The organism is Haemophilus parainfluenzae, from assembly GCF_036288925.1.
Taxonomy (GTDB): Bacteria; Pseudomonadota; Gammaproteobacteria; order Enterobacterales; family Pasteurellaceae; genus Haemophilus_D.
Window position 1 is genome coordinate 879,386 of sequence record NZ_CP127167.1, and the last position, 23,982, is coordinate 903,367.

Consider the following 23,982-nt stretch of genomic DNA (forward strand, 5'->3'; position numbering starts at 1 on the left):
ATCATGACAAACGTCAATCAATATGGCTGGAAAGCCTTGGTTGGATCAGCTGTCGGCTACGCGATGGATGGATTCGATCTTCTTATTCTTGGATTTATGCTTAGTGCCATTTCGGCCGATCTTAATTTAACTCCCGCACAATCTGGCTCATTAGTTACCTGGACTCTTATTGGTGCTGTGGTGGGTGGTATTGTATTTGGTGCATTAAGCGATCGTTATGGGCGTGTACGTGTACTAACTTGGACAATCGTCCTCTTCGCCGTATTTACCGGTTTATGTGCAATCGCACAAGGCTATTGGGATTTATTAATTTATCGCACCATCGCGGGGATCGGTTTGGGTGGTGAATTTGGTATCGGTATGGCATTAGCTATTGAAGCTTGGCCCGCAAAACACCGTGCAAAAGCCGCGTCTTATGTGGCGTTAGGTTGGCAAGTTGGTGTGTTAGCGGCGGCATTACTCACCCCTGTATTGCTTCCACATATCGGCTGGCGTGGCATGTTCGTTGTTGGTATTTTCCCTGCATTTGTTGCTTGGTATTTACGAGTACGCTTACATGAACCTGAAATTTTTTCGCAAAAACAGACTGAACTTTCAACCCAAAAAATATCTAAACTGGAATCTTTCAAACTCTTAGTGAAAGATAAAGCAACCACAAAAGTGAGCCTTGGTGTGGTGGTGTTAACTTCCGTACAAAACTTCGGTTACTACGGTATTATGATTTGGATGCCAAACTTCTTATCTAAACAACTTGGTTTTAGTTTAACAAAATCAGGTTTATGGACGGCTGTTACGGTATGCGGCATGATGGCAGGGATTTGGATTTTTGGTCGTCTAGCCGATAGAATCGGGCGTAAACCAAGTTTCTTATTGTTCCAACTTGGTGCGGTGATCAGCATTATCACTTACTCTCAATTAACCGAACCAACCGCTATGTTGGTGGCCGGTGCATTCTTGGGGATGTTTGTGAACGGCATGATGGGCGGTTATGGCGCATTAATGGCAGAAGCTTATCCGACAGAAGCACGTGCAACGGCACAAAATGTGTTGTTTAACTTAGGTCGTGCCGTAGGTGGTTTCGGACCGGTTGTTGTCGGAGCGATTGTCTCTGCGTATTCATTCAGCATTGCGATTGCTTTCTTGGCGGTGATTTATGTCATCGACATGGTAGCGACAGTCTTCTTAGTGCCCGAATTAAAAGGCAAAGAATTGAGCTAAGTGCAGTCAAAAAAAATCAAGTTTTTGAAAACATCGGGGTTAAAACCGATGTTTTTTTATTTATGAAAAATCAGCCAATTTCAACCGCACTTTGTGCTAAACTATGGGCATTTTTCCCCTGTTTTAAAGAATTACCGTGTACGCTAAACGTTCAGTTTCTACCCGTATTGCTAAATATTTATTTGTGGTCATTATCTTCATGGGCATTATTAGCTCATTGAGTTTGATCGTGATGGCCAGTAATAAATCGGACGCGGAAGCCATTAATATTTCCGGTTCTCTACGTATGCAAAGTTATCGCATATTGACGGAAATGGAGCGGTCGCCAGATACGGTTGAACAGAATTTAGTGCGCTACCAACATAGTCTCAATGCTAAGGCCTTACGCAATGTACAACAACAATTGTTTGTGCCTTCTGAAGTGCAAGAATCCTATCAGAAAATTCTTAAACGTTGGGTGATGATGTCTGATCTTGCTCATTTACAACAGGTAGAAAAATACTATGCAGAATTAAAAAGTTATGTGCAAGATGTGGACGATTTTGTTTTAGAGCTTCAACGTTTTTCGGAACAAAAATGGATCATTGCGGTTTCAGTACTTTGCTTCTCTATGTTGCTGATTGTTGTGATGGTTTCTTACGTAATTTGGTATTTAAAGAAAGAGGTTGTTAAGCCTCTAGAGTTAATGACGAAAGCCAGTATGCAAGTGCAAATGAGGCAGTTTAACCATATCCAGCTTGATACAGAAAGTGGTAATGAGCTTGGTGTTTTGGCGAAAGTGTTTACCCAAATGTCATCAGAGTTAGGGCGGCTTTATTCCCGTTTAGAAGATGCGGTAAATGAGCAAACGCAAAAGTTGCGTCAAACCAATCGCTCTTTAACAACACTTTATCAAAGCTCTCAGTTACTTACGCCAACAAAGATTAATGATAAAATTCTCAGTCAAGTGCTCAATCATATTCGTGTTAGCGAACATTTACGCTACATTGAGTTAGAAATTCTAGGTGCAGAACATTGGGAAATTTCCTTTGGACAAAAAGATCCTAAACAATCACTTCAAGTCGAAGAGCTTTCCATTGAAAATGAAAACTTAGCGGTGCTCTCGTGGCAAGCCGGTTTGCCTTGCCCTGATCCTCGCATGATGAAAAACTTAGGGCAAATGGTGGCAAAAGCCTTGTATTCACACAAAACGCAACGCCAGCAAGAGCAACTCTTATTGATGGAAGAGCGGTCAATCATTGCAAGGGAATTACATGACTCGTTGGCACAAGTGCTGTCTTTCTTACAAATTCAATTAACGCTGTTAAAGCATAATTTGAAGAAAGAAGACGAGGAATCAAAAGAGAAAAGCATTGCCATCATTGGTGAATTTGAACAAGCCTTATCAGATGGTTATTCTCAATTACGAGAATTATTGGCGACCTTCCGTTTAACGGTGCAAGAAGCCAACTTACAGGTTGCCTTGGAACAAGTTATCGAAAGTTTGCGCTCACAAACGAAGATGCAAATGACCGTAGAATGTAGTTTGCCCTCACAAAGTTTAAATCCACAAGAATTAGTGCACGTTCTGCAAATTGTACGTGAAGCAACGTTAAATGCGATGAAACACTCCAAAGGCACACGTATAGAAGTAAAAGCCCATATTAATGCTGAGGGCGAATACGAAATCCTCGTACAAGATAATGGCGTAGGGATACCTACATTAGACGAGCCAGACGGACATTATGGTTTAAATATCATGACTGAGCGCAGTCGACAATTAAATGCTCAGTTCAGTATTTCAAAAGGGGAGCAAGGCGGTACTATCGTGAAAATCACGCTTCCTCACACACTTTTTTAAGGAAAGTTAATGCAAAGTTTACAGCCGTTTCACACCTTCAATATTCCAGCAAATGCGCGTGAAATTATTGAAGCCACATCGATTGAACAAATCCAACAAGCTTGGCAAAAAGCGCAAGCTGAAAATCTACCTGTCTTATTTTTAGGACAAGGCAGCAATATGCTGTTTTTAGAAGATTTCCAAGGTGTTGTAATTGTTAACCGTTTATCGGGTATTCAACATACAGAAGATAGCAATTACCATTATTTGCATGTTAATGGTGGCGAAAATTGGCATCAGTTAGTGGAATGGTCGCTTTCACAAGGGGTTGACGGCTTAGAAAATCTCGCACTCATTCCCGGCTGTGCCGGCTCAGCACCGATTCAAAATATTGGCGCGTATGGCGTAGAATTTAAAGATGTGTGCGATTACGTGGATGTATTGAATCTCAACACGGACGAACAATTCCGTTTACAGGCGAGTGAATGTGAATTTGGTTATCGTGAAAGTATTTTCAAACATCGCTATGCACAAGGTTATGTGATTACAGCGGTTGGATTGAAATTAGCCAAAAATTGGCAACCAATTTTAAAATATGGCTCATTAGTGAATTTTGATCCTCAAACTGTAACGGCAAAACAAGTGTTTGATGAAGTGTGCCATATTCGCCGCAGCAAATTGCCCGATCCAAAAGAATTTGGTAATGCGGGCAGTTTCTTCAAAAATCCTGTGGTAAGTGCAGAACAATTTGCGAAAATCCAAAAACAGGTCGAAAATCTACCGCACTTTCCACAACCGGATGGTTCAGTGAAACTGGCAGCAGGTTGGTTAATCGATCAATGCCATTTAAAAGGATTTCAAATCGGTGGCGCAGCGATTCATCAACAACAAGCTTTAGTGCTGATTAATAAAGGCAATGCCACTGGGCATGATGTGGTTAAGTTAGCACATCATATCCGTCAAACCGTGGCAGATAAATTTGGTGTGTATTTACAGCCAGAAGTGCGCTTTATGGGCGCGAATGGCGAAATGAATTCAGAGCAAGCCATTAGTTAATTTATAGAGGAAAGCAATCATGAACTTTAAAGACATTTTAGAGACTTTACCAAGCATTGATCATTTAACGGGTTTAGATGTATTAAACGGTGAAACCGTGATTCATCATATTCCTGCTGCACCAGGCAAACTTGGCTCGCTTCGTCTTTATAATGCACTGGCTGAAAAATTTAATGGAAAATTAGACCGCCCTTCAGCGCAGCAAGGCATTGAATGGTTTGCAGAGCATGTTGAAGATGCCAAACAAAATCCTGGAAAACACCCTAATATTGATCTATTGTTTAAGGTTGTGGCAGAGGATGTAGTTTATTCACTTGTGCCATTAAATTAATTTGGAAAATTTTTAGTGATTAATTTGAACTTTTAATCGTTAAAAACTGTCAAATAAAACAAATTGAGGTATAATGACAATAGTTGTTATACAATAACAAATAAGTAATGAATCGGGGCGTTGCTCCGCATGCTGTGAGGAGAAGAATGAATAAAGAAACTCAAATGATGTTAGTACCTCAAGGTAGCATCGAAGGTTATATTCGAGCAGCAAACGAATATCCGATGCTGACTGCAGAGGAAGAAAAAAGCTTAGCAGAACGTTTGTATTATGGCGGTGATATTGAAGCAGCGAAAAAGTTAGTTTTATCACACTTACGTTTTGTTATTCATGTTGCGCGTGGTTATTCAGGTTATGGATTACCGCAAGCAGATTTAATTCAAGAAGGTAATATCGGATTAATGAAAGCGGTAAAACGTTTTAATCCGGAAGTAGGTGTTCGTCTTGTATCTTTTGCGGTGCATTGGATCAAAGCTGAAATCCATGAATATGTCCTTCGCAACTGGCGTATTGTGAAAGTCGCTACTACGAAAGCACAACGTAAATTGTTCTTTAACCTACGTAAAACCAAACAACGTTTAGGTTGGTTCAATGAAAACGAAGTGGATATGGTGGCGAATGAGCTTGGCGTGTCAAAAGAAGATGTCATCGAAATGGAATCCCGCATGACAGGGGCCGATGTAGGCTTTGATTTGCCAACAGACGATGATGACGAAGCTTATGCACCTTCTTTATATTTAGAAGATAAAAGCTCAAACTTTGCGGCAGAACTTGAAAGCGAAAACTTTGAAGAACAAGCTACAGAAAAGTTAGGTACAGCCTTAGCTAATCTTGACGAACGTAGCCAAGATATTATCAAAGCACGTTGGTTAGATGATGATAAAGCCACACTTCATGATCTTGCTGCAAAATATAATGTGTCTGCAGAACGTATTCGTCAGCTTGAAGCGAACGCACTGAAAAAACTTAAAAGTGCGGTAGATTTCTAAGCCATTTTGATAAAAAGAAAACCTGTCGATTATCGACAGGTTTTTTTATTTATTTCTTCTTGGATTTCCCCCACATTTTATCTTCTTGGCCTCGCCATAAGCGCTGAATATTGTCGTGGTGACGATAAATCAGCAAACAGCAAACTAAGGCAACGGGGAAGGTAAATTCCGGTTTAAGCCACCAAACATAAAATGGCACGAGAAGTGCAGTGATAACCGCACTTAATGAAGAATAGCGACTAATTAAGAAGACTAACAACCACGTACCTAGTGTTGAGCCGGCGACGCCCCAAGAGATGGGTGCTATGGCACCGAATGCAGTCGCTACACCTTTCCCGCCTTTAAACTGAAAGAAAATAGGGAAGATGTGCCCCAAGCAAGCCCCTAATGCAACCATGCCTAATTCAAATTGCGTAAGCCCTAAATAATAACCCGCCCAAACAGGTAACATCCCTTTTAAAATATCGCAAATTAATACCGCAAGCGCCGCCCAACGTCCGCCAATACGTAATACATTGGTCGCACCAGGGTTATGAGAGCCATTTTTTCGCGGGTCAGGCAAGCCTGCAACCTTACAAATCAAAATTGCACTGGAAATCGAACCCAGTAAATAAGCAAAAATCATATAAAAAAGGGCAAATAGGCTCATTTTGTGCTCCACAATCTTGATTGTATTTGAAAAACTTGTTCGTTATTTTAACCAAACTTGATAGCATAAGCCCACTATATTTTTACAGGAATGAGAGATGGATCGTATTTTTATTGAAGAATTAGTGGTCTTCGCACAAATCGGTGTGTATGACTGGGAACAACAAATTAAACAAAAGCTTGTTTTTGATTTGGAAATGGCATGGGATTGTCAAAAAGCCGCAGAAACGGATAATGTGCAATACTGTCTCAATTATGCCGAAGTGAGCCAATTTATTTTAGATTATGTGCAAGCTAAGCCATTTTTATTGATTGAGCGAGTGGCTTATGAAGTAGCAGATCAATTACAACAACGTTTTGGTATTTCATGGTTACGCCTCAAATTAAGCAAACCGAAAGCCGTTGCTCAAGCAAGTAATGTGGGGATTATTGTAGAACGAGGCGAGTTGAAATAATCACTGAAAATTGACCGCACTTTGGAAATCTCAAACCAAAGTGCGATTAATTTTCAAGGTGTTTTTTACAGTGAAATAATATGCGCCAGTTCCACTTTTAACTCAAGTAAATTCTTACATAGTCATTCCTGAATATATGTTTTTAGTTTCGAAATAATGACAAGAATTAATTCTAATAGATAGATAAACTAATGCGTTATCAAAATTATGACATTGTTAGTCTGGCTTAAGCTGTCATGCCTTTCTAGCGTATAAAAGCTCAAGGTTATTTTATGTAACTTTTTAGTCTAAAAATCCTTTATTACCTCTCTTGAATTTCAATGTATTATGGTGTTAAATCAGCACATATTATAAGGGTATAAAATGATAAAAATAAGTTGTAGGAATTTATGTGCCAATTACTCGGAATGAATTGTAATACACCGACGGATATTGTTTTTTCTTTTGAAGGTTTCCGTCGTCGTGCTGGTCTTACTGATTGTCATTCGGATGGCTTCGGTATTGCTTTTTTTGAAGGTCGTGGAGTGCGTATTTTTCGCGATAACCACGCAGCATCACAATCCCCGATTGCGGATTGTGTAAAACAATACAATATTAAATCACTGAACGTGATCGCCCACATTCGTAAAGCAACACAAGGAGGGGTCACCATTGAAAACACCCATCCCTTTATTCGTGAAATCTGGGGCGAAAACTGGGTGTTTGCTCACAATGGTAATTTAAAAGAATTACCAGACATGTCTGAGAGTTTCTGTCAGCCTATTGGTTCAACTGATTCAGAAGCCGCATTTTGTTATATGGCGGAATATTTGAAAAATCGTTTCCGTCGTAAACCGTCTGAAATGGAAATTTTTAACGCGATTCAAGATATTGCTAAAGCACTCTCAGAAAAAGGCACCTTTAATTTCATTCTTTCAAATGGAGAATGGATGATCGCCCACTGCTCAACCAATTTGCATTACTTAACACGTAAAGCCCCTTTTGGTAAAGCGCACCGCATTGATGATGATGGCGTCATCGATTTTAATGATTATGCAAAAGATGGCGACAAAGTCACAATCATTACGACTTTTCCACTCACTAAAGATGAGCCTTGGGTCAAAATGGAACATGGTGGTTTCGTCTTCTTCAAAGAAGGGGATAAAATTGCTGAGGTCGTCGGTGTAGCTAAAGAAATGGAAGATGATGGTACATTAGGCAATCGCGCAGCAGCCTAATAACAAATCACAATAAAAAGTGCGGTCAAAAACATCAGAGATTTTGATCTGACCCCAAAAAGTTAGACTGTTATTCAAAGGATTGTTTTCGATATTGTATCGGACTCAGTCCTTTTAATTTTAGTTGAATCCGTCGATGATTATAGTAATCCAAATAATCCCTGACGGCATCAACTATCTCTTCTTTTGTTTTAAATTCCCGACCATAAAAACATTCTGTTTTTAATCGTCCAAAGAAACTTTCCATTGCGGCATTATCTAAGCAATTCCCTTTTCTCGACATACTTTGAATGATGCCATGTTCAGCTAAAATTCGACGATAAGCTACCATTTGATATTGCCATCCCTGGTCTGAATGTAAAATGACACCACAAGCTTTATTTAATCCTTTGACGGCTTGCATTAACATGTCCTCTACTTGCGCCCAATTTGGGGAATAGCTGAGATTATAGGAGACTATCTCATTGTTAAATAAGTCTAAAATTGGAGATAAATAGACTTTACTCCCATCTTTCGCCTTAAACTCGGTGATATCGGTCACCCATTTTTGTTTCGGGGCCGTTGCACTAAAATCGCGTTCAAGATGATTCGGTGCAATTACCCCTATCGTGCCTCGATAGGTGGTAAATTTCTTGCTTTTTCTTGACCGCACTTGAAGTCCAAGTGTCTGCATTAAACGTTGAACTTTTTTATGATTCACGCCTGGCAAGCTGGCATGAACACGTCGGTAGCCATAATCAGGATGATTGGCTTTGATGCGTTTAATGGCCTTTTTCAGCTCCTCATCCTTATCCAGTTTAATCTGAAGTTTCGCAAAAAACGTACTACGCGCTAACTGTGCAAAGCCTAAAAGCCATTTTAACGGATAGCGTGTTCTTAACCTTTGGATAATTTCCGTTGCTCGGCTTCGTCCTGAAGTCTGAGCCTTCTCAACTCCTTTAGGTAGGCTACCTCCGCTTCAAGCTGTAAAATTCTCAGGCGTAAACGGTCTTCTTCAGTTTTGGGTGGCGGTGGCATTCTGGCATATTTAGGTTTCATAGGCGGTCGTCCTGATGGTTTACGGGGAATAAGTCCCTTTATGCCACTTTTTTCAAACTGTTTCAACCATATCCCGATTAGGGCGTTGGAAGAAATATTGTAAAAAACGCGCGGCTTCTCTGATACTCATTTTTCGATTCAGAATAGGTTGAAGAACCTGTAATTTGAATTCGATTGTGTAGTGTTTACCCATAAAAAATCTGCACCTCAATTGTTGGTTTGTTGAGTCCAACTTTTGGGGTGCAGATCATTTTGACCGCACTTTCTTTATCAGCAATTAACGCATTGTCACAAATTCTTCAGAACCTGTTGGGTGAATCGCTACGGTATTATCAAAGTCTGCTTTCGTTGCGCCCATTTTGATTGCCACAGCAAAACCTTGAATCATTTCATCCACACCAAAACCAATACCGTGTAAGCCCACAATTTTCTCTTCTTTGCCAACACAAACTAACTTCATTCGGCAAGGTTGGCGATGTTCAGTGACAGCGGTGTACATTGCCGTGAAAGAGGATTTATACACTTTCACATTTTCTTCACCATATTGCTCAATCGCTTGCGGTTCAGTTAAACCCACCGCACCAATTGGCGGATGGCTGAATACCACAGTTGGCACTAAGTTATAATCTAAATGTTCAGTCGGTTTATTATTAAATAAACGCTCAGATAAGCGACGACCTGCTGCTACGGCAACGGGTGTTAATTCAATACCACCTTCGATAATATCTCCCACAGCATAAATACCAGGCACGTTTGTATTTTGGTATTTATCGACAATAATTTGTCCGCGTGAGTTGGTTTTCACCCCTGTTACTTCAAGATTAATCACATCCGTTGCCGGTTCACGACCAATCGCCCAAATTAACGTATCTACCGTGGTTTCACGACCATCTTGTAATTTCAAGGTAAGTGAACCATCGGCATTTTTTACGACTTCTTCAGGCAACGCTTTGGTATGTAATTGAATTCCATCTTGTGCTAACACTTCAACTAATGTCTCTACAATTAATGGATCCTGATGACGCAATGGGGCGTGTTGGCGCACAAATAAATGGGTTTCGCTGCCTAAGCTATTTAAAACACCCGCTAATTCAACAGCAATATAACCCGCACCAACCACTGCAACACGTTTTGGTAATTCATTTAAAGCAAATACACCATTTGAATCAATCCCGTATTCTGCACCTTTTACCGCAGGAATACTTGGACGACCACCTGTAGCAATTAAAATATGATCCGCTGTCACTAATTCTGTTGAACCATCTGCATAGCTTACTTCAATCGTTTTCGCATCTTTAAAGCGAGCAAAACCATTTAGAACATCCACATTATTTTTTGCTAATACATTATTGTAAGAGGTATGAATACGACCGATATAAGCTTGACGACTCTCAACTAATTTCGCGTAATCAAAGTTTTTCACTTCGACATCAAAACCATAAGCGGGTGCATAGCTGTTAATGGCTTCTGCAATTTGTGCGCCATAAAACATCACTTTTTTCGGTACACAACCTACGTTCACACAAGTGCCACCGAGGTGTTTTGCTTCGATAATGGCACATTTTTTACCGTAGCTTGCTGCACGGTTAATTGAGGCAATCCCGCCAGAACCGCCACCAATCGCAATATAATCGTAATGTTTAATCATTGTAATAATCCTTTTTTTACTTACTTAAATTTTCTCCTATTTTGCCTAAAAGTGAGGAAGAAAGCTATAAATTGATGTAATTGGAATTGTCTATATGAAAAAGGGGAGGATTGATCGTTTTCAGCATAAATTTCAACATACAAAGTAGATTTTCGTTATAATGCTGACTTGCACTCTAGCAAATAAACCGCATTGAATTATCTTAAAAGATAAAAAACTCAAAAATTAATCAGCCTATCTAAGGAATAACCTACATGGCGATCTGGAAAAAGACATTCACACTCAATCAACTTAATGAAATGAGTAAAAACTGTGCTATAGAACATTTAGGTATTGAGGTTTATGCGGTTGGAGAAAACTGGATTGAGGCCAAAATGCCTGTAGATCATCGCACAATACAGCCTTTTGGTTTGCTACATGGGGGCATATCTGTTGCCTTGGCCGAAACTATTGGATCTCTGGCAGGATTTCTCTGTGTAGAAGAGGGACAAATAGTTGTCGGCTTAGACATTAATGCGAATCACCTCCATTCAGTAAAACAAGGTTTTGTGATTGCTAAGGCAATCCCTATTAGTTTAAGTAAAAATATCCATGTATGGCAAATTGACATTCGTGATGAACAAGATAAACTTTGTTGCGTTTCTCGATTAACGCTTTCTATTAAACATTTATGAATAAAACTCAAAAAATCGGTGTTATCTTAGCCAATCTTGGTACGCCGGATGAACCTAACGCCAAAGCAATTTCACGTTATTTATGGGAATTTCTCACAGATCCTCGAGTGGTCGATTTACCCCGTTGGAAATGGTATCCCCTTTTAAAAACTATTATTTTACCGATGCGTTCTAAACGTATTGCACAAAATTATCAAGCTATTTGGACCGCTCAAGGCTCTCCGCTGCTCGCTATTACAAAGCAACAACAAACAGGTTTACAAGCTTATTTGACTGAACAAGGCATCAATGCACAAGTCGAAATTGCCATGACTTACGGCAATCCTTCGATGCAAAGTGCGGTCAAAAATTTACTCAAAAATGATGTAGAACGCATGATTGTACTACCACTTTATCCACAATATTCCAGCACCACAACAGGTGCATTAATCGATGCATTCAATCGTGCGATTGCACAAGAACGCGATATTATGCCTTTTGAGTTTATTCATTCTTATCATCTTGATAAAAACTACATTAATGCGTTGGTGGATTCTATCAAAGTGCGGTTAAAATCGGATGAATTTTTGCTTTTTTCTTATCATGGCATTCCATTGCGTTATGAGAATATGGGGGATTATTATCGTCAGCATTGCAAACAAACTACGATTGCGATTGTGGATAAGCTCGGTTTAACCGAAAACCAATGGAATATGACGTTCCAATCTCGTTTTGGTCGTGAAGAATGGTTACAACCTTATACCGATCATTTCTTGGAAGAAGCTGCTTCTCAAGGGATTCAAAAAATCGTGGTGATTTGCCCTGGCTTCTCGGTGGATTGCTTAGAAACCTTAGAAGAAATTGAGGTTGAAAATAAAGAAACATTCTTAAATCATGGTGGTGTGTCTTATCACTATATCCCTGCGTTGAATGCAGAAAAAGCCCATATTGAAATGATGGGAGAACTGATTTTGGATAAGTTGAAGTAGTTAATCTCCCCCTAGCCCCCTCTTTGCGAAAGAGGGGGGGGGTATTTTATTGGCAAATAAATGCTTTCCGTTCTTAGCTCTCTCAAATACTCCCTAAAATATTAAAAGTAACTCATAAAAAAGCCCCTCTTTTGTAAAGAGGGTTTGGGGAGATTTAAAAAGATAAATAAAAAGGCGAACCTTTCGATTCGCCTTTTAAGATTTCTTTCTAATCAAAGATTAGAAGTATACACGCATACCTACACCGATAGCTCTGTCTTTAACTTTACCAGTATAAGTATCATTAGTGTAAGATTTAGTTGTTACGTATTTACCTTCTAAGAACACTACGACTTGTTTATGAAGTTTGTAGTCTGCACCAAGTAAGAAACCGTGAGTTTTATCTTTATTAACGTCACCTTTCACACGTTCGTATAGGTAGTTACCATACACTTTAGACGCTGGCACAACCTGATATGCGAAACCAGGAGACACATAGAATTTGTTTGTTTTTTCATCATCAAATTTTTCATGACCATAAGCGAAGTCACCAGTTAATGTGAAGTCGCCAAATTTATAACCTAATGATGCTAAAAAACCATCTAAACGGTGTTTATATGACGCATCAGTTTCAAAGCTAGTGTGGCCATAAGCGAAACGCGCATCTAAATCACCCGCTGTGTATAATGCACCGAAACCAAATGCATTTTTGATAGCTGGATCAAGTGCTTTGCCTTTTTCATTATTTTTTTGACCAAAGTTATAGTTTGCACTTAATTGTAAACCTTCAATACCTTTATAGTCATAACGAACTACGCCAGTACCATCTTTTGGGATATATTCTTCTTTTGGAATGAAACCGTATTCATAGTCATTCGCTTGTACTAACTCATCTGCGATAGTTACTTGACGACCAAATGTGATGTCACCTGTCGCTTTGCTACCTAAACCTACGTAAGCACGTTTAGCGTAAAGTCTACCAAATTTATCACGAGAATCAGTATCATCAAAACGGAATTCTAAACGACCTAATGCATAGAAATCGTTATCTAAGTTATGTTTTACAGTGATGCCGAAACGTGAGCCTGCATTACGTAAAGCAGAGTTAGCTTTTTTAGTTGATTGACCAGCGGCGTTGTACTGTTTTTTATCCGCCTTTTCCATGATTAAACGAAGAGAACCATTTAATTCAACTTTAGTACCTTCGTTGTCGTAAACTACTGCTGCGTTTGCTGCTGAAGCGGCAAATGCAGAAACAATTAATGCTGCTAGTGTCTTTTTCATAATTGTTATTCCTTTGGGTTATGCTCTACGATTTTTGATTGAAGCAATTTTTCATAAAAAGTTCAATCTCCGAAATAGACGCCACAAATATTACAAAATAAAGTTATGGTGTCAATGGGAGGATCTACACCAATTTACTAAAATCTGATCAAGATCACATTTTTCAAACAATAAAGTTTGTTTTTTAATCAATCCCAAATTGACTTGCTGACATTTTAAATATTCGGCCAGATCGATTTCTTGTTTTATTTATTCTTTATAATCGCCTAAGTGTCGAAGAAATAATGGGTATTTGATAGCGTTAAGCGCACTCCACTGAAAATGAAATCACCTCTTTAATACTTTTAGCACCTAATGCAATCATAATTAAACGATCGACACCTAAAGCCACGCCTGATGTATTGGGAATCCCTGCTTGTAATGCCGCCAGGAAGCGATGATCGATTTCATGTTGTGGTAAGCCTGCTTTTTCGCGTAGGCGGTTATCTTGCTCAAAGCGGTGTTGTTGTTCACGGGCATCAGTTAACTCGTGAAAACCATTTGCTAATTCTAATCCTTTATAATAAAACTCAAAGCGTTCTGCCACACGACTATCTTCTGGACTAAGTTGTGCAAGTGCAGCTTGTGAAGAGGGAAAATGATATACAGCAACAGGTGCTTCTTGCCCGATGTTAGGTTCTACCACTTCGCTGAATAAAAATTGTAATAATGTGTCCCTGTCTTCATTTTCATCTGCCATGAAATGGTGTTTACGAGCTGCTTCAACTAATTCTTGACGAGTTGCAGAAAGTGGGTCTAATCCTACATATTCTTGAAATACGAACTGATAACTTAAGGTTTCTGCGGGTTTACAATCAAGAATTTGTTGTAATAAATCATCCACTTCATTCATCAGACGATACATATCAAAGTACGGTCTATACCATTCAAGCATGGTAAATTCTGGATTATGCCGATTGCCAGCCTCCTCATTACGGAATACTTTACTAATTTGAAAAATTGGCCCACTGCCAGCAGCCAGTAAACGTTTCATGTGATATTCCGGACTAGTGGAAAGCCAGAGTGTTTTTGATAATTCGCCAAAAGGTGCAATAAATTCGGTATTAAAGGTGGAAAGATGGAGATCGGTTACGCCAAATTCGCTTAAAACAGGTGTTTCTACCTCTAATAATCCACGATCAGTAAAGAACTCGCGAATATCAGCAATAATTTTTGCACGAGCCAGTAAATTTTTTATTGGAGCAGAAGGTTGCCATAGTGTTTGTTTATCGCTAAGTGCGGTCATTTTTTTCTCCATTTTTGGCACTAAGAGGAATGATATTATTGTAAACAAGAGCGATTTTTAACTCAATAATCCAATTGAATGGTTTATAAACGAAAACAGTTATCATCCCAAAATATATAAAAACTAACTTTTTTGAGTTAGATCACACTTTTAGTATTTTATCCGTTTATTCAGGAAAAAAGGTTACTAATTTGTAAACAAAAATGGCAGAATGGTAGTATGTTCCCTATTGCTTTTATTAGGGCGTTTCATTTTTTTACTTTTAATTGGAGGATATCGTGCAAACGGTTAATGTCGATATTGCTATTGTTGGTGCCGGTGGCGGCGGTTTACGTGCAGCAATTGCAGCAGCAGAAGCAAACCCTAACTTAAAGATCGCATTAGTTTCTAAAGTTTATCCTATGCGTAGCCATACGGTTGCTGCAGAAGGTGGTGCGGCCGCAGTAATTAAAGAGGAAGATTCCTACGATAAACACTTCCACGATACCGTTGCCGGTGGTGACTGGTTATGTGAACAAGATGTGGTGGAATATTTCGTTGAACATTCTCCGGTGGAAATGACTCAACTTGAACGTTGGGGCTGCCCTTGGAGCCGTAAAGCCGATGGTGATGTAAACGTGCGTCGTTTCGGTGGGATGAAAATCGAACGTACTTGGTTCGCAGCAGATAAAACCGGTTTCCACTTATTACATACTCTTTTCCAAACATCCATTCAATATCCACAAATTCAACGCTTTGACGAGCACTTCGTTTTAGACATCTTAGTTGATGATGGTCATGCTCGTGGTATGGTTGCGATGAATATGATGGAAGGTACACTTGTTCAAATCAACGCAAATGCGGTTGTGATTGCAACTGGTGGTGGCTGTCGTGCATTTAAATTCAACACCAACGGCGGTATCGTAACTGGTGATGGTTTATCAATGGCATATCGTCATGGTGTTCCTCTTCGTGATATGGAATTCGTCCAATATCACCCAACCGGCTTACCGAATACCGGTATCTTAATGACTGAAGGTTGTCGTGGTGAAGGCGGTATCTTAGTGAACAAAAACGGCTACCGTTATTTACAAGATTATGGTCTAGGTCCTGAAACCCCAATCGGTAAACCTGAAAACAAATATATGGAACTTGGTCCACGTGATAAAGTTTCACAAGCATTCTGGCAAGAATGGAAAAAAGGCAACACCTTAAAAACTGCAAAAGGCGTCGATGTAGTTCATCTTGACTTACGTCACTTAGGGGAAAAATACTTACATGAACGTCTTCCATTCATTTGTGAATTAGCCAGTGCTTATGAAGGTGTAAACCCAGTTAATGAACCAATCCCTGTACGTCCTGTTGTTCACTACACCATGGGTGGTATTGAAGTGGATTACAACAGCGAAACTCGCATTAAAGGTTTATTTGCTGTGGGTGAATGTGCGTCTTCTGGTTTACATGGCGCAAACCGTTTAGGTTCTAACTCGCTTGCAGAATTAGTGGTTTTAGGCCGTGTTGCAGGTGAATATGCCGCACAACGCGCAGCGGAAGCACAACCTGCAAACCGTGCAGCAGTTGATGCGCAAGCTCAAGATGTTGTAGCTCGCCTTGAAGCACTTTATAACCAAGAAGGTAACGAATCTTGGTCTGAAATCCGTGACGAAATGGGTACCGTTATGGAAGAAGGTTGTGGTATCTACCGTGACCAAGAAAGCATGCAAAAAGCAGTAGATAAAATTGCTGAGCTTAAAGAACGTTATAAGCGTATTCGTGTTGCAGACCGTTCAAGCGTATTCAATACCGATGTGCTTTACACTGTAGAATTAGGTTACATCCTTGATGTGGCACAATCTATTGCAAACTCTGCAATTGAACGTAAAGAGTCTCGTGGTGCACACCAACGCTTAGACTACACTGAACGTGATGATGTGAATTATTTACAACACACCCTTGCTTACTACAATGGCGATGATGCACCGCGTATTGAATACAGCCCGGTGAAAATCACCAAATCTCAACCAGCAAAACGTGTTTATGGTGCTGAAGCAGAAGCGGCAGAAGCGGCTGCGAAAGCTAAGGAGCAAGCAAATGGCTAATTCACCGGTAATGACTGTAGAAGTATTACGCTACAACCCAGAAAACGATCAAGAGCCACATTTAAGCTCTTATCAAGTACCTTATGATAACCAAACCTCTCTTTTAGATGCGTTAGGTTACATTAAAGATAAACTTGAGCCGTCTCTTTCTTATCGTTGGTCTTGCCGTATGGCGATCTGCGGTTCTTGTGGGATGATGGTTAATAACAAACCAAAATTGGCTTGTAAAACGTTCTTACGTGATTACAGTGGCCACATGCGTATTGAACCATTGGCAAACTTTCCTATTGAACGCGACTTAGTGGTTGATTTAAGCCACTTTATCGAAAGTTTAGAGGCAATTAAACCTTATATTATTGGTAACGAAGCACCAGCATTAGATGGTAAACCACATCCATCGAAAGAATTGCAAGTAAGCCGTACTAAACAAACTCCGGCACAGCTTGAAAAATATCGTCAATTCTCAATGTGTATTAACTGTGGTTTATGCTATGCGGCTTGTCCGCAATTTGGTTTAAATCCTGAATTCTTAGGCCCAGCAGCAATTACGATGGCACACCGTTACAACCTTGATAACCGTGACCATGGTAAAGCACAACGTATGCCATTATTAAATGGTAAAAACGGTGTTTGGAGCTGTACTTTCGTGGGTTATTGTTCTGAAGTGTGTCCAAAACACGTGGATCCGGCTTCTGCAATCAACCAAGGCAAAGTGGAAAGTGCCAAAGATTATGTTATCTCAATGCTAAAACCAAAAGGCTAAGGGGAAGAATATGTCAGTAACAGTAAGTAAACGTAAAAAATATGTTCGCCCAATGACGGCTACTTGGTGGCAAAAATTGGATTTCTACAAAGCGTATATGGTGCGTGAAGCAACCTCTATCTTTGCTGTATGGTTCTGTATCGTATTGCTTTATGGCGTACTTTGCCTTGCAAGCAATCCTGTTCCAGGTCTAGGCATTATTGATTTCATCGGCTTCTTAAGAAATCCAATTGTGGTGTTCTTAAATATCATCACATTAATTGCGACTTTATATCACACAGCAACTTATTTCGTGATGACACCAAAAGTGATGAACATCATTGTTAAAAATGAGCGTTTACCACATCACGTGTTAAGAAATGCACTTTGGGCAGTTACAGCTGTGATTAGTGTTATCGCATTAATTTTAGTTTATATGTAGGGAGAGAAAAAATGGTCGAACAAAATCCAAAACGCTCTGGTGAACCACCAGTATGGTTGATGTTTGGTGCTGGCGGGACTGTCAGTGCGATTTTCTTCCCTGTGGTAATCTTAATCCTTGGTTTATTGTTACCATTCGGATTAATTGATCCACATAACTTAATTACATTCGCTTATTCTTGGATCGGAAAATTAGTTATCTTAGTTTTAACAATTTTCCCTATGTGGTGTGGTTTACACCGTATCCATCATGCGATGCACGATCTTAAAATCCACGTGCCAGCAGGCGGATTTATCTTTTACGGTTTGGCAATGATTTACACAATTTGGGTGTTATTTGCTGTATTAGGTTTGTAATTTAAAACAACACTAAATGGATAAATAAAAGTGCGGTCAAAAAAATGATCGCACTTTTTTTATTCTTTAAGCATAACTAAAATATTTTCTTAATCCAGAAAAACAAAAAACCCGACATTACGTCGGGTTTTCTTTTATCAAAAACTTTGATAATTATTCTGCAACAACGATAACATCTAATGTTGCAAATACTTCACCGTGAAGTTGGAAACGAACATCGTGATCACCAAGAGTACGGATTGGACCATTTGGTAAACGAACTTCGCTTTTCGCAATTTCAACACCAGCTGCAGTTACGGCTTCTGCTACATCACGAGTAGTGATTGCGCCGAATAAACGACCTTCATCACCTGCTTTAGATGCGATGGTAACAGAACCTAATGCAGTCACTTGTGCTGCACGAGCTTGAGCTGCTGCTAAACTTGCTGCTGCCGCTGCTTCTAACTCTGCACGACGTGCTTCAAAGTGTTCAATGTTAGCTTTAGTTGCCATAACTGCTTTACCTTGTGGGATTAAGAAGTTACGAGCGAAACCAGATTTAACATTAACTTGATCACCTACGTTACCTAGGTGAACGATTTTATCTAAAAGAATTACTTGCATTTCCTAACTCCTTCTTAATTGTGATGAGAATCAGAGTAAGGTAATAACGCTAAATAACGAGCGCGTTTGATTGCGCGTGCTAATTGGCGTTGGTACTTCGCACGAGTACCGGTAATGCGGCTTGGTACAATTTTGCCGCTTTCAGAAATGTAGTTCTTTAATGTAGCGATATCTTTGTAATCGATTTCAACAACATTTTCCGCTGTGAAACGGCAGAACTTACGACGACGGAAATAACGTGCCATTTGGCTGTCTCCTAATCTATAAATTCGATTTGCTCGGCATGCAATACTAACTGTGTTAAACCATTTGAGGTTTTATGTGAAGTAATAAACCCCACCACAAGAAGTTTACTGCCGACCGTAATGCTTTGAGTTTTTTCTATTAACTGATTGCCACTGACTTGAACTGGCATCTTTAACCACGCTTGACGTGATAAACCACTTTCGACTTGTTCGGAACGATGTTCCAGCCAAAATTGGCAATGTGCAATCCCGTTAGGGCTTTTGCTTCGCTTGGGTAATTGGCACACTGTGCCGATTAACGAGAAGCGATTATCAAGTTTTGAATTACTCTTCAGCATCCTCAAAATCGTTGTTTTCAACTTCAGCTAAAGGTTTACGTTCTTCTTTAGCCGCTTTCATTGGGGACGCTTCGGTTACGGCGTGCTTAGTATGGATAACAAGACTGCGTAATACAGCATCGTTATAACGGAAAGTCGTTTCTAGCTCGTCGATGACTTGTTGAGGCGCTTCTACATTCATAAGCACGTAATGTGCTTTGTGTAATTTGTTAATTGGGTACGCTAATTGACGACGACCCCAATCTTCTAGGCGATGAACTTGACCACCAGCTTCTTTAACAGAACCTGTGTAACGTTCGATCATACCTGGTACTTGCTCGCTTTGGTCCGGATGAACCATAAACACGATTTCGTAGTGACGCATTACTGCTCCTTACGGGTTAATCAGCCTTTGACGTAGACTAGCCACCAATCTGCAAAGGCAAGGAACGAAAAAATGAACGTGGCTAAGGATGCCGATTATACAGTTTTTTTTCTAGACTTCAAATCATTTGCATGCTTTTCAAACAAAAAAACCGATATTAACAACATCGGTTTTCTTTTTTATTTCTAAATTAACGACTACGGAAAATGATACGACCTTTGCTCAAGTCATAAGGTGTCATTTCTACCGTTACTTTATCGCCTGTTAAAATACGAATATAATTTTTACGCATTTTACCTGAGATGTGTGCAGTTAATACATGACCATTTTCTAATTCAACACGAAACATGGTGTTAGGTAAAGTTTCTAAGATTGTACCTTGCATTTCAATGCAATCTTCTTTTGCCATTTTATCCTCTAAAATTATGATTTTTTTGACCGCACTTTTTGCGGGTTATAAATGAAAAACGGGCGGATTATAGCCGTTTTTGGCGTTAGACGAAAGATTAAAATGGTATTTTGTTGAAATCCTCATTCTTTTTTTAATAATTCAATTATATATAATGTTTCAACGCTGGATCAGATAGAAAATTTCATTTAGCATACAAAATATAGAGAAAAGATAAGGCGTTTGAGTCTTATGCCGCCTTCCTTTCTAAAAGGATAACAGCGCTATCTTGAAAATAGCTAAAGCAATTTTACGATGGTTTGATAAAATTATATGTAAACAAATGACTTCAACTAAGGGCTATTTATGGCTATACCTAAAATAATTGTAATTAGTTTAAAACATTCAAAAAGAAGAGAAAATATTGCTAAACGCCTTTCCGGTTTGGGGTTGGACTTCAGTTTTTTTGATGCAACAGATGGGAAAAAACTATCCGCTTCTGTATTAGAATCTGTCGATTATGATTTCTATCCAAAACACTATTTATCACCTAAGCCATTAACACTCGGCGAAATTGGTTGCGCAATGAGCCATATTAATGTTTATGAATATATTATAGAAAACAATATTGAAAGTGCTATTGTTCTTGAAGATGATGCTATAGTTTCACATTATTTTGAGGAAATTGTTCAGGATGCGTTAAATAAAGTTGGAAAAAAATATGATTTGATCTTTTTAGATCATGGTAAAGCCAAATCATATCTTTGTAAGAAAAAACTTTATGAAGGCTATCGACTTGTACATTATAAGTCTCCTTCGAAAAATTCTAAGCGGTTTATTACCTGTACTGCCGCATATTTAATTACACAATTGGGCGCTTCAAAATTGCTTAACTATGCTTATCCTGTACGAATGCCTTCAGACTACTTAACAGGACTTATTCAAAAAAACAAAATGAATGCCTATGGAATCGAACCACCTTGTGTATTCAGAGGTTTGAGTATTGATTCTGAAATAAATCAAGTTGAAGAGCGATATGAATAAGTTAAAAGCCCTAAGATTAAAAATAGGGAAATGGATACTCGATAAATCATCGAGAGTAAATAATCCCCAAAGTTTAGAACATCCTAAGAGTTTCTTATTTTTGCGACAAGATGGGAAAATTGGCGACTATATCGTGAGCTCTTTTGTTTTTCGAGAGATAAAGAAATTTAATCCATTGATAAAAATTGGTGTTATCTGTACGAAAAAAAACGCTTATCTATTTCAAAAAAATAAAAATATTGATGAAATTTATACTGTAAAAAAAAGAAATATTTTAGACTATATTAAAAAGGGGCTATTAATTAGAAAAGAAAGATATGATGTTGTCATTGACCCAACCCTCATCATTAGAAATCGAGACTTGTTGCTCTTGAGGATAATCAATGCTCATAATTATATTGGCTATCAAAAAGAAGATTATAATATTTTTAACGTAAATATTACTAAAGATAGCCATTTTTCAGAAATTTACAAAGAAGCTTTAGCTAAATCAAACATTAATTTAAGTGATGATAGCTATGATATTCCGCAAGATGACTTAATTAAAGAAGAAATTCTCCAGTTTATTACGGATAATAAGTTAAATAATTTTATTGCCATTAACTTTTATGGAAATGGGAAAAATAGAAAGTTTGATGATGCTCACATTATAGATTATTTAACATATATTAAAGACTTTTATAAGCATCAGTTAGTCTTGCTTGCAACGCCGGATACTCATGAACATTTAAGTCGTATCGCTAATCAATTTAATGATGTGTTTGTTTATTCAAGTCATCATATAATGATCTATCATACTATTGAATTAATTAGAAATTGCACACAACTTATTTCGGTTGATACATCCACCGTTCATATTGCTTCAGGGTTAAATAAAGCGATGATTTGTATTTATTCGCGAGACAAAGATAATTTTATACATTGGCATCCCAACTCCAAGAATGTGTGCCATATTCTGCATTACAACGATAATGTGAATGAGCTCTCCCCGAGAGAAATAAAACCAGAGTGGTTAGATATTTAAAGATATAAAACCACAAGCTTTATTATTTATTAGACTATCTTTATGAACTCAAAGAAACATTTAGGCCATACAGCCCGCAAACGCTTTGGTCAAAACTTTTTACATGATACATCTGTGATTCAAGGTATCGTGGCGGCGATTTACCCACAACCCAATCAATTCTTAGTAGAAATTGGTCCGGGACTTGGTGCATTAACAGAGCCTGTTGGTGAACTTGTCGATCATCTGACTGTGGTCGAGCTTGACCGAGACCTTGCTGAACGTTTACGTCATCATCCATTTTTACATCAAAAACTCACCGTTATTGAAACGGATGCGATGCAATTTGATTTTGGTGAGCTTTATAGACAAGAAAACCTAGCAGAAAAAGGCCAGAAATTACGCGTGTTTGGTAACTTGCCTTACAACATCTCCACCCCATTGATGTTCCACTTGTTTAAGTATCATGATGTGATTCAGGATATGCACTTCATGCTGCAAAAAGAAGTGGTCAAACGCTTATGCGCAGGGCCAAATAGCAAAGCTTACGGTCGTTTAACCATTATGGCGCAATACTTCTGCCAAGTGATGCCTGTACTTGAAGTGCCACCTTCTGCATTTAAACCAGCACCGAAAGTGGATTCAGCCGTTGTGCGTTTAATTCCGCATAAAGAATTGCCACACCCAGTGAAAGATTTATATTGGTTGAACCGTGTTTGCTCCCAAGCGTTTAATCAACGTCGAAAAACATTACGCAATGCACTTTCAACACTATTTTCACCTGAAAATCTGACTGCACTTGGTATTGATTTAAATGCACGTGCAGAAAATTTGGCTATCGCAGATTATGCGCGTTTAGCAAACTGGTTAGCGGATAATCCTCCAGCTGATATTAATAAAGATGAAATCTTAGATTCAGAAGAATAAAAAGAGCGGTCAAAAATGGCAACCTATTTCGTCGGTGATTTGCAAGGCTGTTATGATGAATTACAGCTTTTATTAGAACGTGTAGATTTCAATCCTACGCAAGATAAACTTTATCTTGTGGGGGATCTTGTCGCGCGTGGGGATAAGTCACTTGAATGTCTTCGTTTTGTAAAATCACTTGGTAACGCAGCGCAAACCGTACTAGGGAATCACGATTTACACTTAATTGCGACCGCACTGGGTATTAAAAAAGTGAAACCACGTGATCGTGTTGATGCTATTTTTAATGCGCCCGATTTTGATGAACTGATTCATTGGTTACGTCATCAACCATTACTTGTGCATAATGAAGAATTAAACTTTCTGATGGCGCATGCTGGTATTTCGCCTGATTGGGATTTGAAAACTGCGAAATCTTGTGCAGCCGAAGTGGAACAGATTTTACAAAACGGTGATTTTCATTATCTCATTGAAAATATGTATTCCGAACAGCCTGATCGCTGGTCGCCAGATTTACAGGGCTTAGCGCGTCATCGTTACATTATTAATGCTTTCACTCGAATGCGTTTTTGCTATTTGGATCATCGCTTTGATTTTACTTGTAAATCCCCTTTAAAAGATGCACCAGATGAACTCACGCCTTGGTTTAATTTAGATAACCCACTTTATAAACAAATTCCCATTGTCTTTGGGCATTGGGCAAGTTTAGTCGATGAGCCCACTCCACAAGGTATTTATGCCCTAGATACTGGTTGTGTATGGAATAATCGAATGACTATGCTGCGCTGGGAAGACAAACAATGCTTCACACAAAGTGCGGTCAAAAATTACAGTGATTTTTAA

Annotated in this window: 29 protein-coding genes; 17 read left to right on the plus strand and 12 right to left on the minus strand. The window is 38.9% G+C overall.

Features of this window, described 5'->3' with window-relative positions; all coding sequences use genetic code 11:
- The first annotated feature begins 3 nt into the window (after window positions 1–3).
- The 5 genes from QQS40_RS04465 (at window position 4) to rpoH (ending at window position 5,413) form a co-directional block, all read left to right on the plus strand.
- Entirely contained in the window at window positions 4–1,218 is a 1,215-nt protein-coding gene (locus QQS40_RS04465; RefSeq protein ID WP_297569652.1) for an MFS transporter, read from the plus strand.
- A gap of 136 nt (window positions 1,219–1,354) precedes the next feature.
- A complete protein-coding gene (gene narQ, locus QQS40_RS04470; RefSeq protein ID WP_289901647.1) occupies window positions 1,355–3,058 on the plus strand; it encodes a nitrate/nitrite two-component system sensor histidine kinase NarQ in 1,704 nt (567 codons plus the stop codon).
- Between the two features lie 9 nt (window positions 3,059–3,067).
- Window positions 3,068–4,093, plus strand: coding sequence for a UDP-N-acetylmuramate dehydrogenase (murB, locus tag QQS40_RS04475; RefSeq protein ID WP_289901646.1), 1,026 nt, complete (start codon window positions 3,068–3,070; stop codon window positions 4,091–4,093).
- A 19-nt stretch (window positions 4,094–4,112) separates the two neighbouring features.
- Window positions 4,113–4,424: a DUF2322 family protein gene (locus QQS40_RS04480; RefSeq protein ID WP_289901645.1), complete on the plus strand. Its 312-nt coding sequence runs from the start codon at window positions 4,113–4,115 to the stop codon at window positions 4,422–4,424.
- 146 nt (window positions 4,425–4,570) lie between these two features.
- On the plus strand, window positions 4,571–5,413 hold the full coding sequence (gene rpoH, locus QQS40_RS04485) for an RNA polymerase sigma factor RpoH (RefSeq protein ID WP_289901644.1): 843 nt from the start codon (window positions 4,571–4,573) through the stop codon (window positions 5,411–5,413).
- Window positions 5,414–5,462: 49 nt separating this feature from the next.
- Here rpoH and plsY read toward each other — a convergent pair whose 3' ends face one another.
- Window positions 5,463–6,062: a glycerol-3-phosphate 1-O-acyltransferase PlsY gene (gene plsY / locus QQS40_RS04490; RefSeq protein ID WP_014064698.1), complete on the minus strand. Its 600-nt coding sequence runs from the start codon at window positions 6,060–6,062 to the stop codon at window positions 5,463–5,465.
- Between the two features lie 97 nt (window positions 6,063–6,159).
- Here plsY and folB point away from each other — a divergent pair, with 97 nt between their 5' ends.
- A complete protein-coding gene (gene folB, locus QQS40_RS04495) occupies window positions 6,160–6,516 on the plus strand; it encodes a dihydroneopterin aldolase (RefSeq protein ID WP_297569656.1) in 357 nt (118 codons plus the stop codon).
- A gap of 389 nt (window positions 6,517–6,905) precedes the next feature.
- Window positions 6,906–7,733, plus strand: a complete 828-nt coding sequence (locus tag QQS40_RS04500; protein ID WP_297569658.1) for a class II glutamine amidotransferase — start codon at window positions 6,906–6,908, stop codon at window positions 7,731–7,733.
- 70 nt (window positions 7,734–7,803) lie between these two features.
- Here QQS40_RS04500 and QQS40_RS04505 read toward each other — a convergent pair whose 3' ends face one another.
- The 4 genes from QQS40_RS04505 to gorA form a co-directional block, all read right to left on the minus strand.
- The gene (locus QQS40_RS04505; RefSeq protein ID WP_329506730.1) at window positions 7,804–8,625 is read right to left on the minus strand and encodes an IS3 family transposase; all 822 of its coding nucleotides are present in this window, start codon (window positions 8,623–8,625) and stop codon (window positions 7,804–7,806) included.
- Window positions 8,610–8,837: a hypothetical protein gene (locus tag QQS40_RS04510; RefSeq protein ID WP_329506404.1), complete on the minus strand. Its 228-nt coding sequence runs from the start codon at window positions 8,835–8,837 to the stop codon at window positions 8,610–8,612. Before QQS40_RS04510 ends, QQS40_RS04505 begins: the two co-directional genes overlap by 16 nt.
- Window positions 8,824–8,964, minus strand: a complete 141-nt coding sequence (locus QQS40_RS04515; protein WP_329506405.1) for a hypothetical protein — start codon at window positions 8,962–8,964, stop codon at window positions 8,824–8,826. The genes QQS40_RS04510 and QQS40_RS04515 overlap by 14 nt, the downstream gene beginning before the upstream one ends.
- Before the next feature lie 84 nt (window positions 8,965–9,048).
- On the minus strand, window positions 9,049–10,419 hold the full coding sequence (gene gorA / locus QQS40_RS04520; protein ID WP_329506407.1) for a glutathione-disulfide reductase: 1,371 nt from the start codon (window positions 10,417–10,419) through the stop codon (window positions 9,049–9,051).
- A 254-nt stretch (window positions 10,420–10,673) separates the two neighbouring features.
- Here gorA and QQS40_RS04525 point away from each other — a divergent pair, with 254 nt between their 5' ends.
- Window positions 10,674–11,093, plus strand: a complete 420-nt coding sequence (locus QQS40_RS04525) for a hotdog fold thioesterase (RefSeq protein ID WP_049356160.1) — start codon at window positions 10,674–10,676, stop codon at window positions 11,091–11,093.
- Window positions 11,090–12,061, plus strand: coding sequence for a ferrochelatase (gene hemH / locus QQS40_RS04530; protein WP_329506410.1), 972 nt, complete (start codon window positions 11,090–11,092; stop codon window positions 12,059–12,061). Before QQS40_RS04525 ends, hemH begins: the two co-directional genes overlap by 4 nt.
- 219 nt (window positions 12,062–12,280) lie before the next feature.
- Here the strand turns inward: hemH and QQS40_RS04535 are convergent, their stop codons facing one another.
- Together QQS40_RS04535 and epmA are read right to left on the minus strand one after the other, a co-directional pair.
- Entirely contained in the window at window positions 12,281–13,324 is a 1,044-nt protein-coding gene (locus tag QQS40_RS04535) for a porin (RefSeq protein ID WP_329506412.1), read from the minus strand.
- Window positions 13,325–13,625: 301 nt separating this feature from the next.
- Window positions 13,626–14,609, minus strand: a complete 984-nt coding sequence (gene epmA, locus QQS40_RS04540; RefSeq protein WP_297569128.1) for an elongation factor P--(R)-beta-lysine ligase — start codon at window positions 14,607–14,609, stop codon at window positions 13,626–13,628.
- Between the two features lie 278 nt (window positions 14,610–14,887).
- Here epmA and frdA point away from each other — a divergent pair, with 278 nt between their 5' ends.
- The 4 genes from frdA to frdD are packed head-to-tail and all read left to right on the plus strand — an operon-like array spanning window position 14,888 to window position 18,227.
- Complete coding sequence (gene frdA, locus QQS40_RS04545) at window positions 14,888–16,687, plus strand: fumarate reductase (quinol) flavoprotein subunit (protein WP_289901633.1); 1,800 nt, start codon at window positions 14,888–14,890, stop codon at window positions 16,685–16,687.
- Window positions 16,680–17,450: a succinate dehydrogenase/fumarate reductase iron-sulfur subunit gene (locus QQS40_RS04550; protein ID WP_005696861.1), complete on the plus strand. Its 771-nt coding sequence runs from the start codon at window positions 16,680–16,682 to the stop codon at window positions 17,448–17,450. Before frdA ends, QQS40_RS04550 begins: the two co-directional genes overlap by 8 nt.
- A 10-nt stretch (window positions 17,451–17,460) precedes the next feature.
- On the plus strand, window positions 17,461–17,871 hold the full coding sequence (gene frdC, locus QQS40_RS04555) for a fumarate reductase subunit FrdC (protein WP_126470358.1): 411 nt from the start codon (window positions 17,461–17,463) through the stop codon (window positions 17,869–17,871).
- An 11-nt stretch (window positions 17,872–17,882) separates the two neighbouring features.
- Entirely contained in the window at window positions 17,883–18,227 is a 345-nt protein-coding gene (gene frdD / locus QQS40_RS04560) for a fumarate reductase subunit FrdD (protein ID WP_049356147.1), read from the plus strand.
- 153 nt (window positions 18,228–18,380) lie between these two features.
- Here the strand turns inward: frdD and rplI are convergent, their stop codons facing one another.
- The 5 genes from rplI to infA form a co-directional block, all read right to left on the minus strand.
- Window positions 18,381–18,830 carry a 50S ribosomal protein L9 gene (rplI, locus tag QQS40_RS04565; RefSeq protein ID WP_014064775.1) on the minus strand — a complete coding sequence of 150 codons (450 nt, stop codon included), beginning with the start codon at window positions 18,828–18,830 and terminating at the stop codon, window positions 18,381–18,383.
- 14 nt (window positions 18,831–18,844) lie between these two features.
- Window positions 18,845–19,075 (minus strand): 30S ribosomal protein S18, encoded by a 231-nt coding sequence (gene rpsR, locus QQS40_RS04570; protein WP_005696867.1) that lies wholly within the window; start codon window positions 19,073–19,075, stop codon window positions 18,845–18,847.
- 11 nt (window positions 19,076–19,086) lie between these two features.
- Entirely contained in the window at window positions 19,087–19,413 is a 327-nt protein-coding gene (gene priB / locus QQS40_RS04575; protein WP_005627623.1) for a primosomal replication protein N, read from the minus strand.
- Window positions 19,400–19,777, minus strand: coding sequence for a 30S ribosomal protein S6 (gene rpsF / locus QQS40_RS04580; RefSeq protein ID WP_005627620.1), 378 nt, complete (start codon window positions 19,775–19,777; stop codon window positions 19,400–19,402). The genes priB and rpsF overlap by 14 nt, the downstream gene beginning before the upstream one ends.
- Window positions 19,778–19,967: 190 nt before the next feature.
- Window positions 19,968–20,186, minus strand: a complete 219-nt coding sequence (gene infA, locus QQS40_RS04585; RefSeq protein WP_049356144.1) for a translation initiation factor IF-1 — start codon at window positions 20,184–20,186, stop codon at window positions 19,968–19,970.
- Between the two features lie 345 nt (window positions 20,187–20,531).
- Here infA and QQS40_RS04590 point away from each other — a divergent pair, with 345 nt between their 5' ends.
- The 4 genes from QQS40_RS04590 to apaH are packed head-to-tail and all read left to right on the plus strand — an operon-like array spanning window position 20,532 to window position 23,982.
- On the plus strand, window positions 20,532–21,209 hold the full coding sequence (locus QQS40_RS04590) for a glycosyltransferase family 25 protein (protein ID WP_126470361.1): 678 nt from the start codon (window positions 20,532–20,534) through the stop codon (window positions 21,207–21,209).
- A complete protein-coding gene (locus tag QQS40_RS04595) occupies window positions 21,202–22,233 on the plus strand; it encodes a glycosyltransferase family 9 protein (RefSeq protein ID WP_126470363.1) in 1,032 nt (343 codons plus the stop codon). The genes QQS40_RS04590 and QQS40_RS04595 overlap by 8 nt, the downstream gene beginning before the upstream one ends.
- A gap of 42 nt (window positions 22,234–22,275) precedes the next feature.
- A complete protein-coding gene (rsmA, locus tag QQS40_RS04600) occupies window positions 22,276–23,139 on the plus strand; it encodes a 16S rRNA (adenine(1518)-N(6)/adenine(1519)-N(6))-dimethyltransferase RsmA (RefSeq protein WP_054419133.1) in 864 nt (287 codons plus the stop codon).
- 15 nt (window positions 23,140–23,154) lie between these two features.
- Window positions 23,155–23,982 (plus strand): bis(5'-nucleosyl)-tetraphosphatase (symmetrical) ApaH, encoded by an 828-nt coding sequence (gene apaH, locus QQS40_RS04605; RefSeq protein WP_329506429.1) that lies wholly within the window; start codon window positions 23,155–23,157, stop codon window positions 23,980–23,982.

Coding starts and splice junctions, on each gene's coding strand:
- priB (WP_005627623.1), bottom strand. CDS start 19,413: ATGCTGAAGAGTAATTCAAAACTTGATAATCGCTTCTCGTTAATCGGC.
- folB (WP_297569656.1), top strand. CDS start 6,160: ATGGATCGTATTTTTATTGAAGAATTAGTGGTCTTCGCACAAATCGGT.
- QQS40_RS04590 (WP_126470361.1), top strand. CDS start 20,532: ATGGCTATACCTAAAATAATTGTAATTAGTTTAAAACATTCAAAAAGA.
- QQS40_RS04535 (WP_329506412.1), bottom strand. CDS start 13,324: ATGAAAAAGACACTAGCAGCATTAATTGTTTCTGCATTTGCCGCTTCA.
- rpoH (WP_289901644.1), top strand. CDS start 4,571: ATGAATAAAGAAACTCAAATGATGTTAGTACCTCAAGGTAGCATCGAA.
- frdD (WP_049356147.1), top strand. CDS start 17,883: ATGGTCGAACAAAATCCAAAACGCTCTGGTGAACCACCAGTATGGTTG.
- QQS40_RS04480 (WP_289901645.1), top strand. CDS start 4,113: ATGAACTTTAAAGACATTTTAGAGACTTTACCAAGCATTGATCATTTA.
- QQS40_RS04595 (WP_126470363.1), top strand. CDS start 21,202: ATGAATAAGTTAAAAGCCCTAAGATTAAAAATAGGGAAATGGATACTC.
- apaH (WP_329506429.1), top strand. CDS start 23,155: ATGGCAACCTATTTCGTCGGTGATTTGCAAGGCTGTTATGATGAATTA.
- rplI (WP_014064775.1), bottom strand. CDS start 18,830: ATGCAAGTAATTCTTTTAGATAAAATCGTTCACCTAGGTAACGTAGGT.
- murB (WP_289901646.1), top strand. CDS start 3,068: ATGCAAAGTTTACAGCCGTTTCACACCTTCAATATTCCAGCAAATGCG.
- QQS40_RS04550 (WP_005696861.1), top strand. CDS start 16,680: ATGGCTAATTCACCGGTAATGACTGTAGAAGTATTACGCTACAACCCA.
- plsY (WP_014064698.1), bottom strand. CDS start 6,062: ATGAGCCTATTTGCCCTTTTTTATATGATTTTTGCTTATTTACTGGGT.
- QQS40_RS04500 (WP_297569658.1), top strand. CDS start 6,906: ATGTGCCAATTACTCGGAATGAATTGTAATACACCGACGGATATTGTT.
- epmA (WP_297569128.1), bottom strand. CDS start 14,609: ATGACCGCACTTAGCGATAAACAAACACTATGGCAACCTTCTGCTCCA.
- gorA (WP_329506407.1), bottom strand. CDS start 10,419: ATGATTAAACATTACGATTATATTGCGATTGGTGGCGGTTCTGGCGGG.
- hemH (WP_329506410.1), top strand. CDS start 11,090: ATGAATAAAACTCAAAAAATCGGTGTTATCTTAGCCAATCTTGGTACG.
- QQS40_RS04515 (WP_329506405.1), bottom strand. CDS start 8,964: ATGGGTAAACACTACACAATCGAATTCAAATTACAGGTTCTTCAACCT.
- rpsR (WP_005696867.1), bottom strand. CDS start 19,075: ATGGCACGTTATTTCCGTCGTCGTAAGTTCTGCCGTTTCACAGCGGAA.
- QQS40_RS04525 (WP_049356160.1), top strand. CDS start 10,674: ATGGCGATCTGGAAAAAGACATTCACACTCAATCAACTTAATGAAATG.
- frdC (WP_126470358.1), top strand. CDS start 17,461: ATGTCAGTAACAGTAAGTAAACGTAAAAAATATGTTCGCCCAATGACG.
- QQS40_RS04465 (WP_297569652.1), top strand. CDS start 4: ATGACAAACGTCAATCAATATGGCTGGAAAGCCTTGGTTGGATCAGCT.
- rsmA (WP_054419133.1), top strand. CDS start 22,276: ATGAACTCAAAGAAACATTTAGGCCATACAGCCCGCAAACGCTTTGGT.
- infA (WP_049356144.1), bottom strand. CDS start 20,186: ATGGCAAAAGAAGATTGCATTGAAATGCAAGGTACAATCTTAGAAACT.
- rpsF (WP_005627620.1), bottom strand. CDS start 19,777: ATGCGTCACTACGAAATCGTGTTTATGGTTCATCCGGACCAAAGCGAG.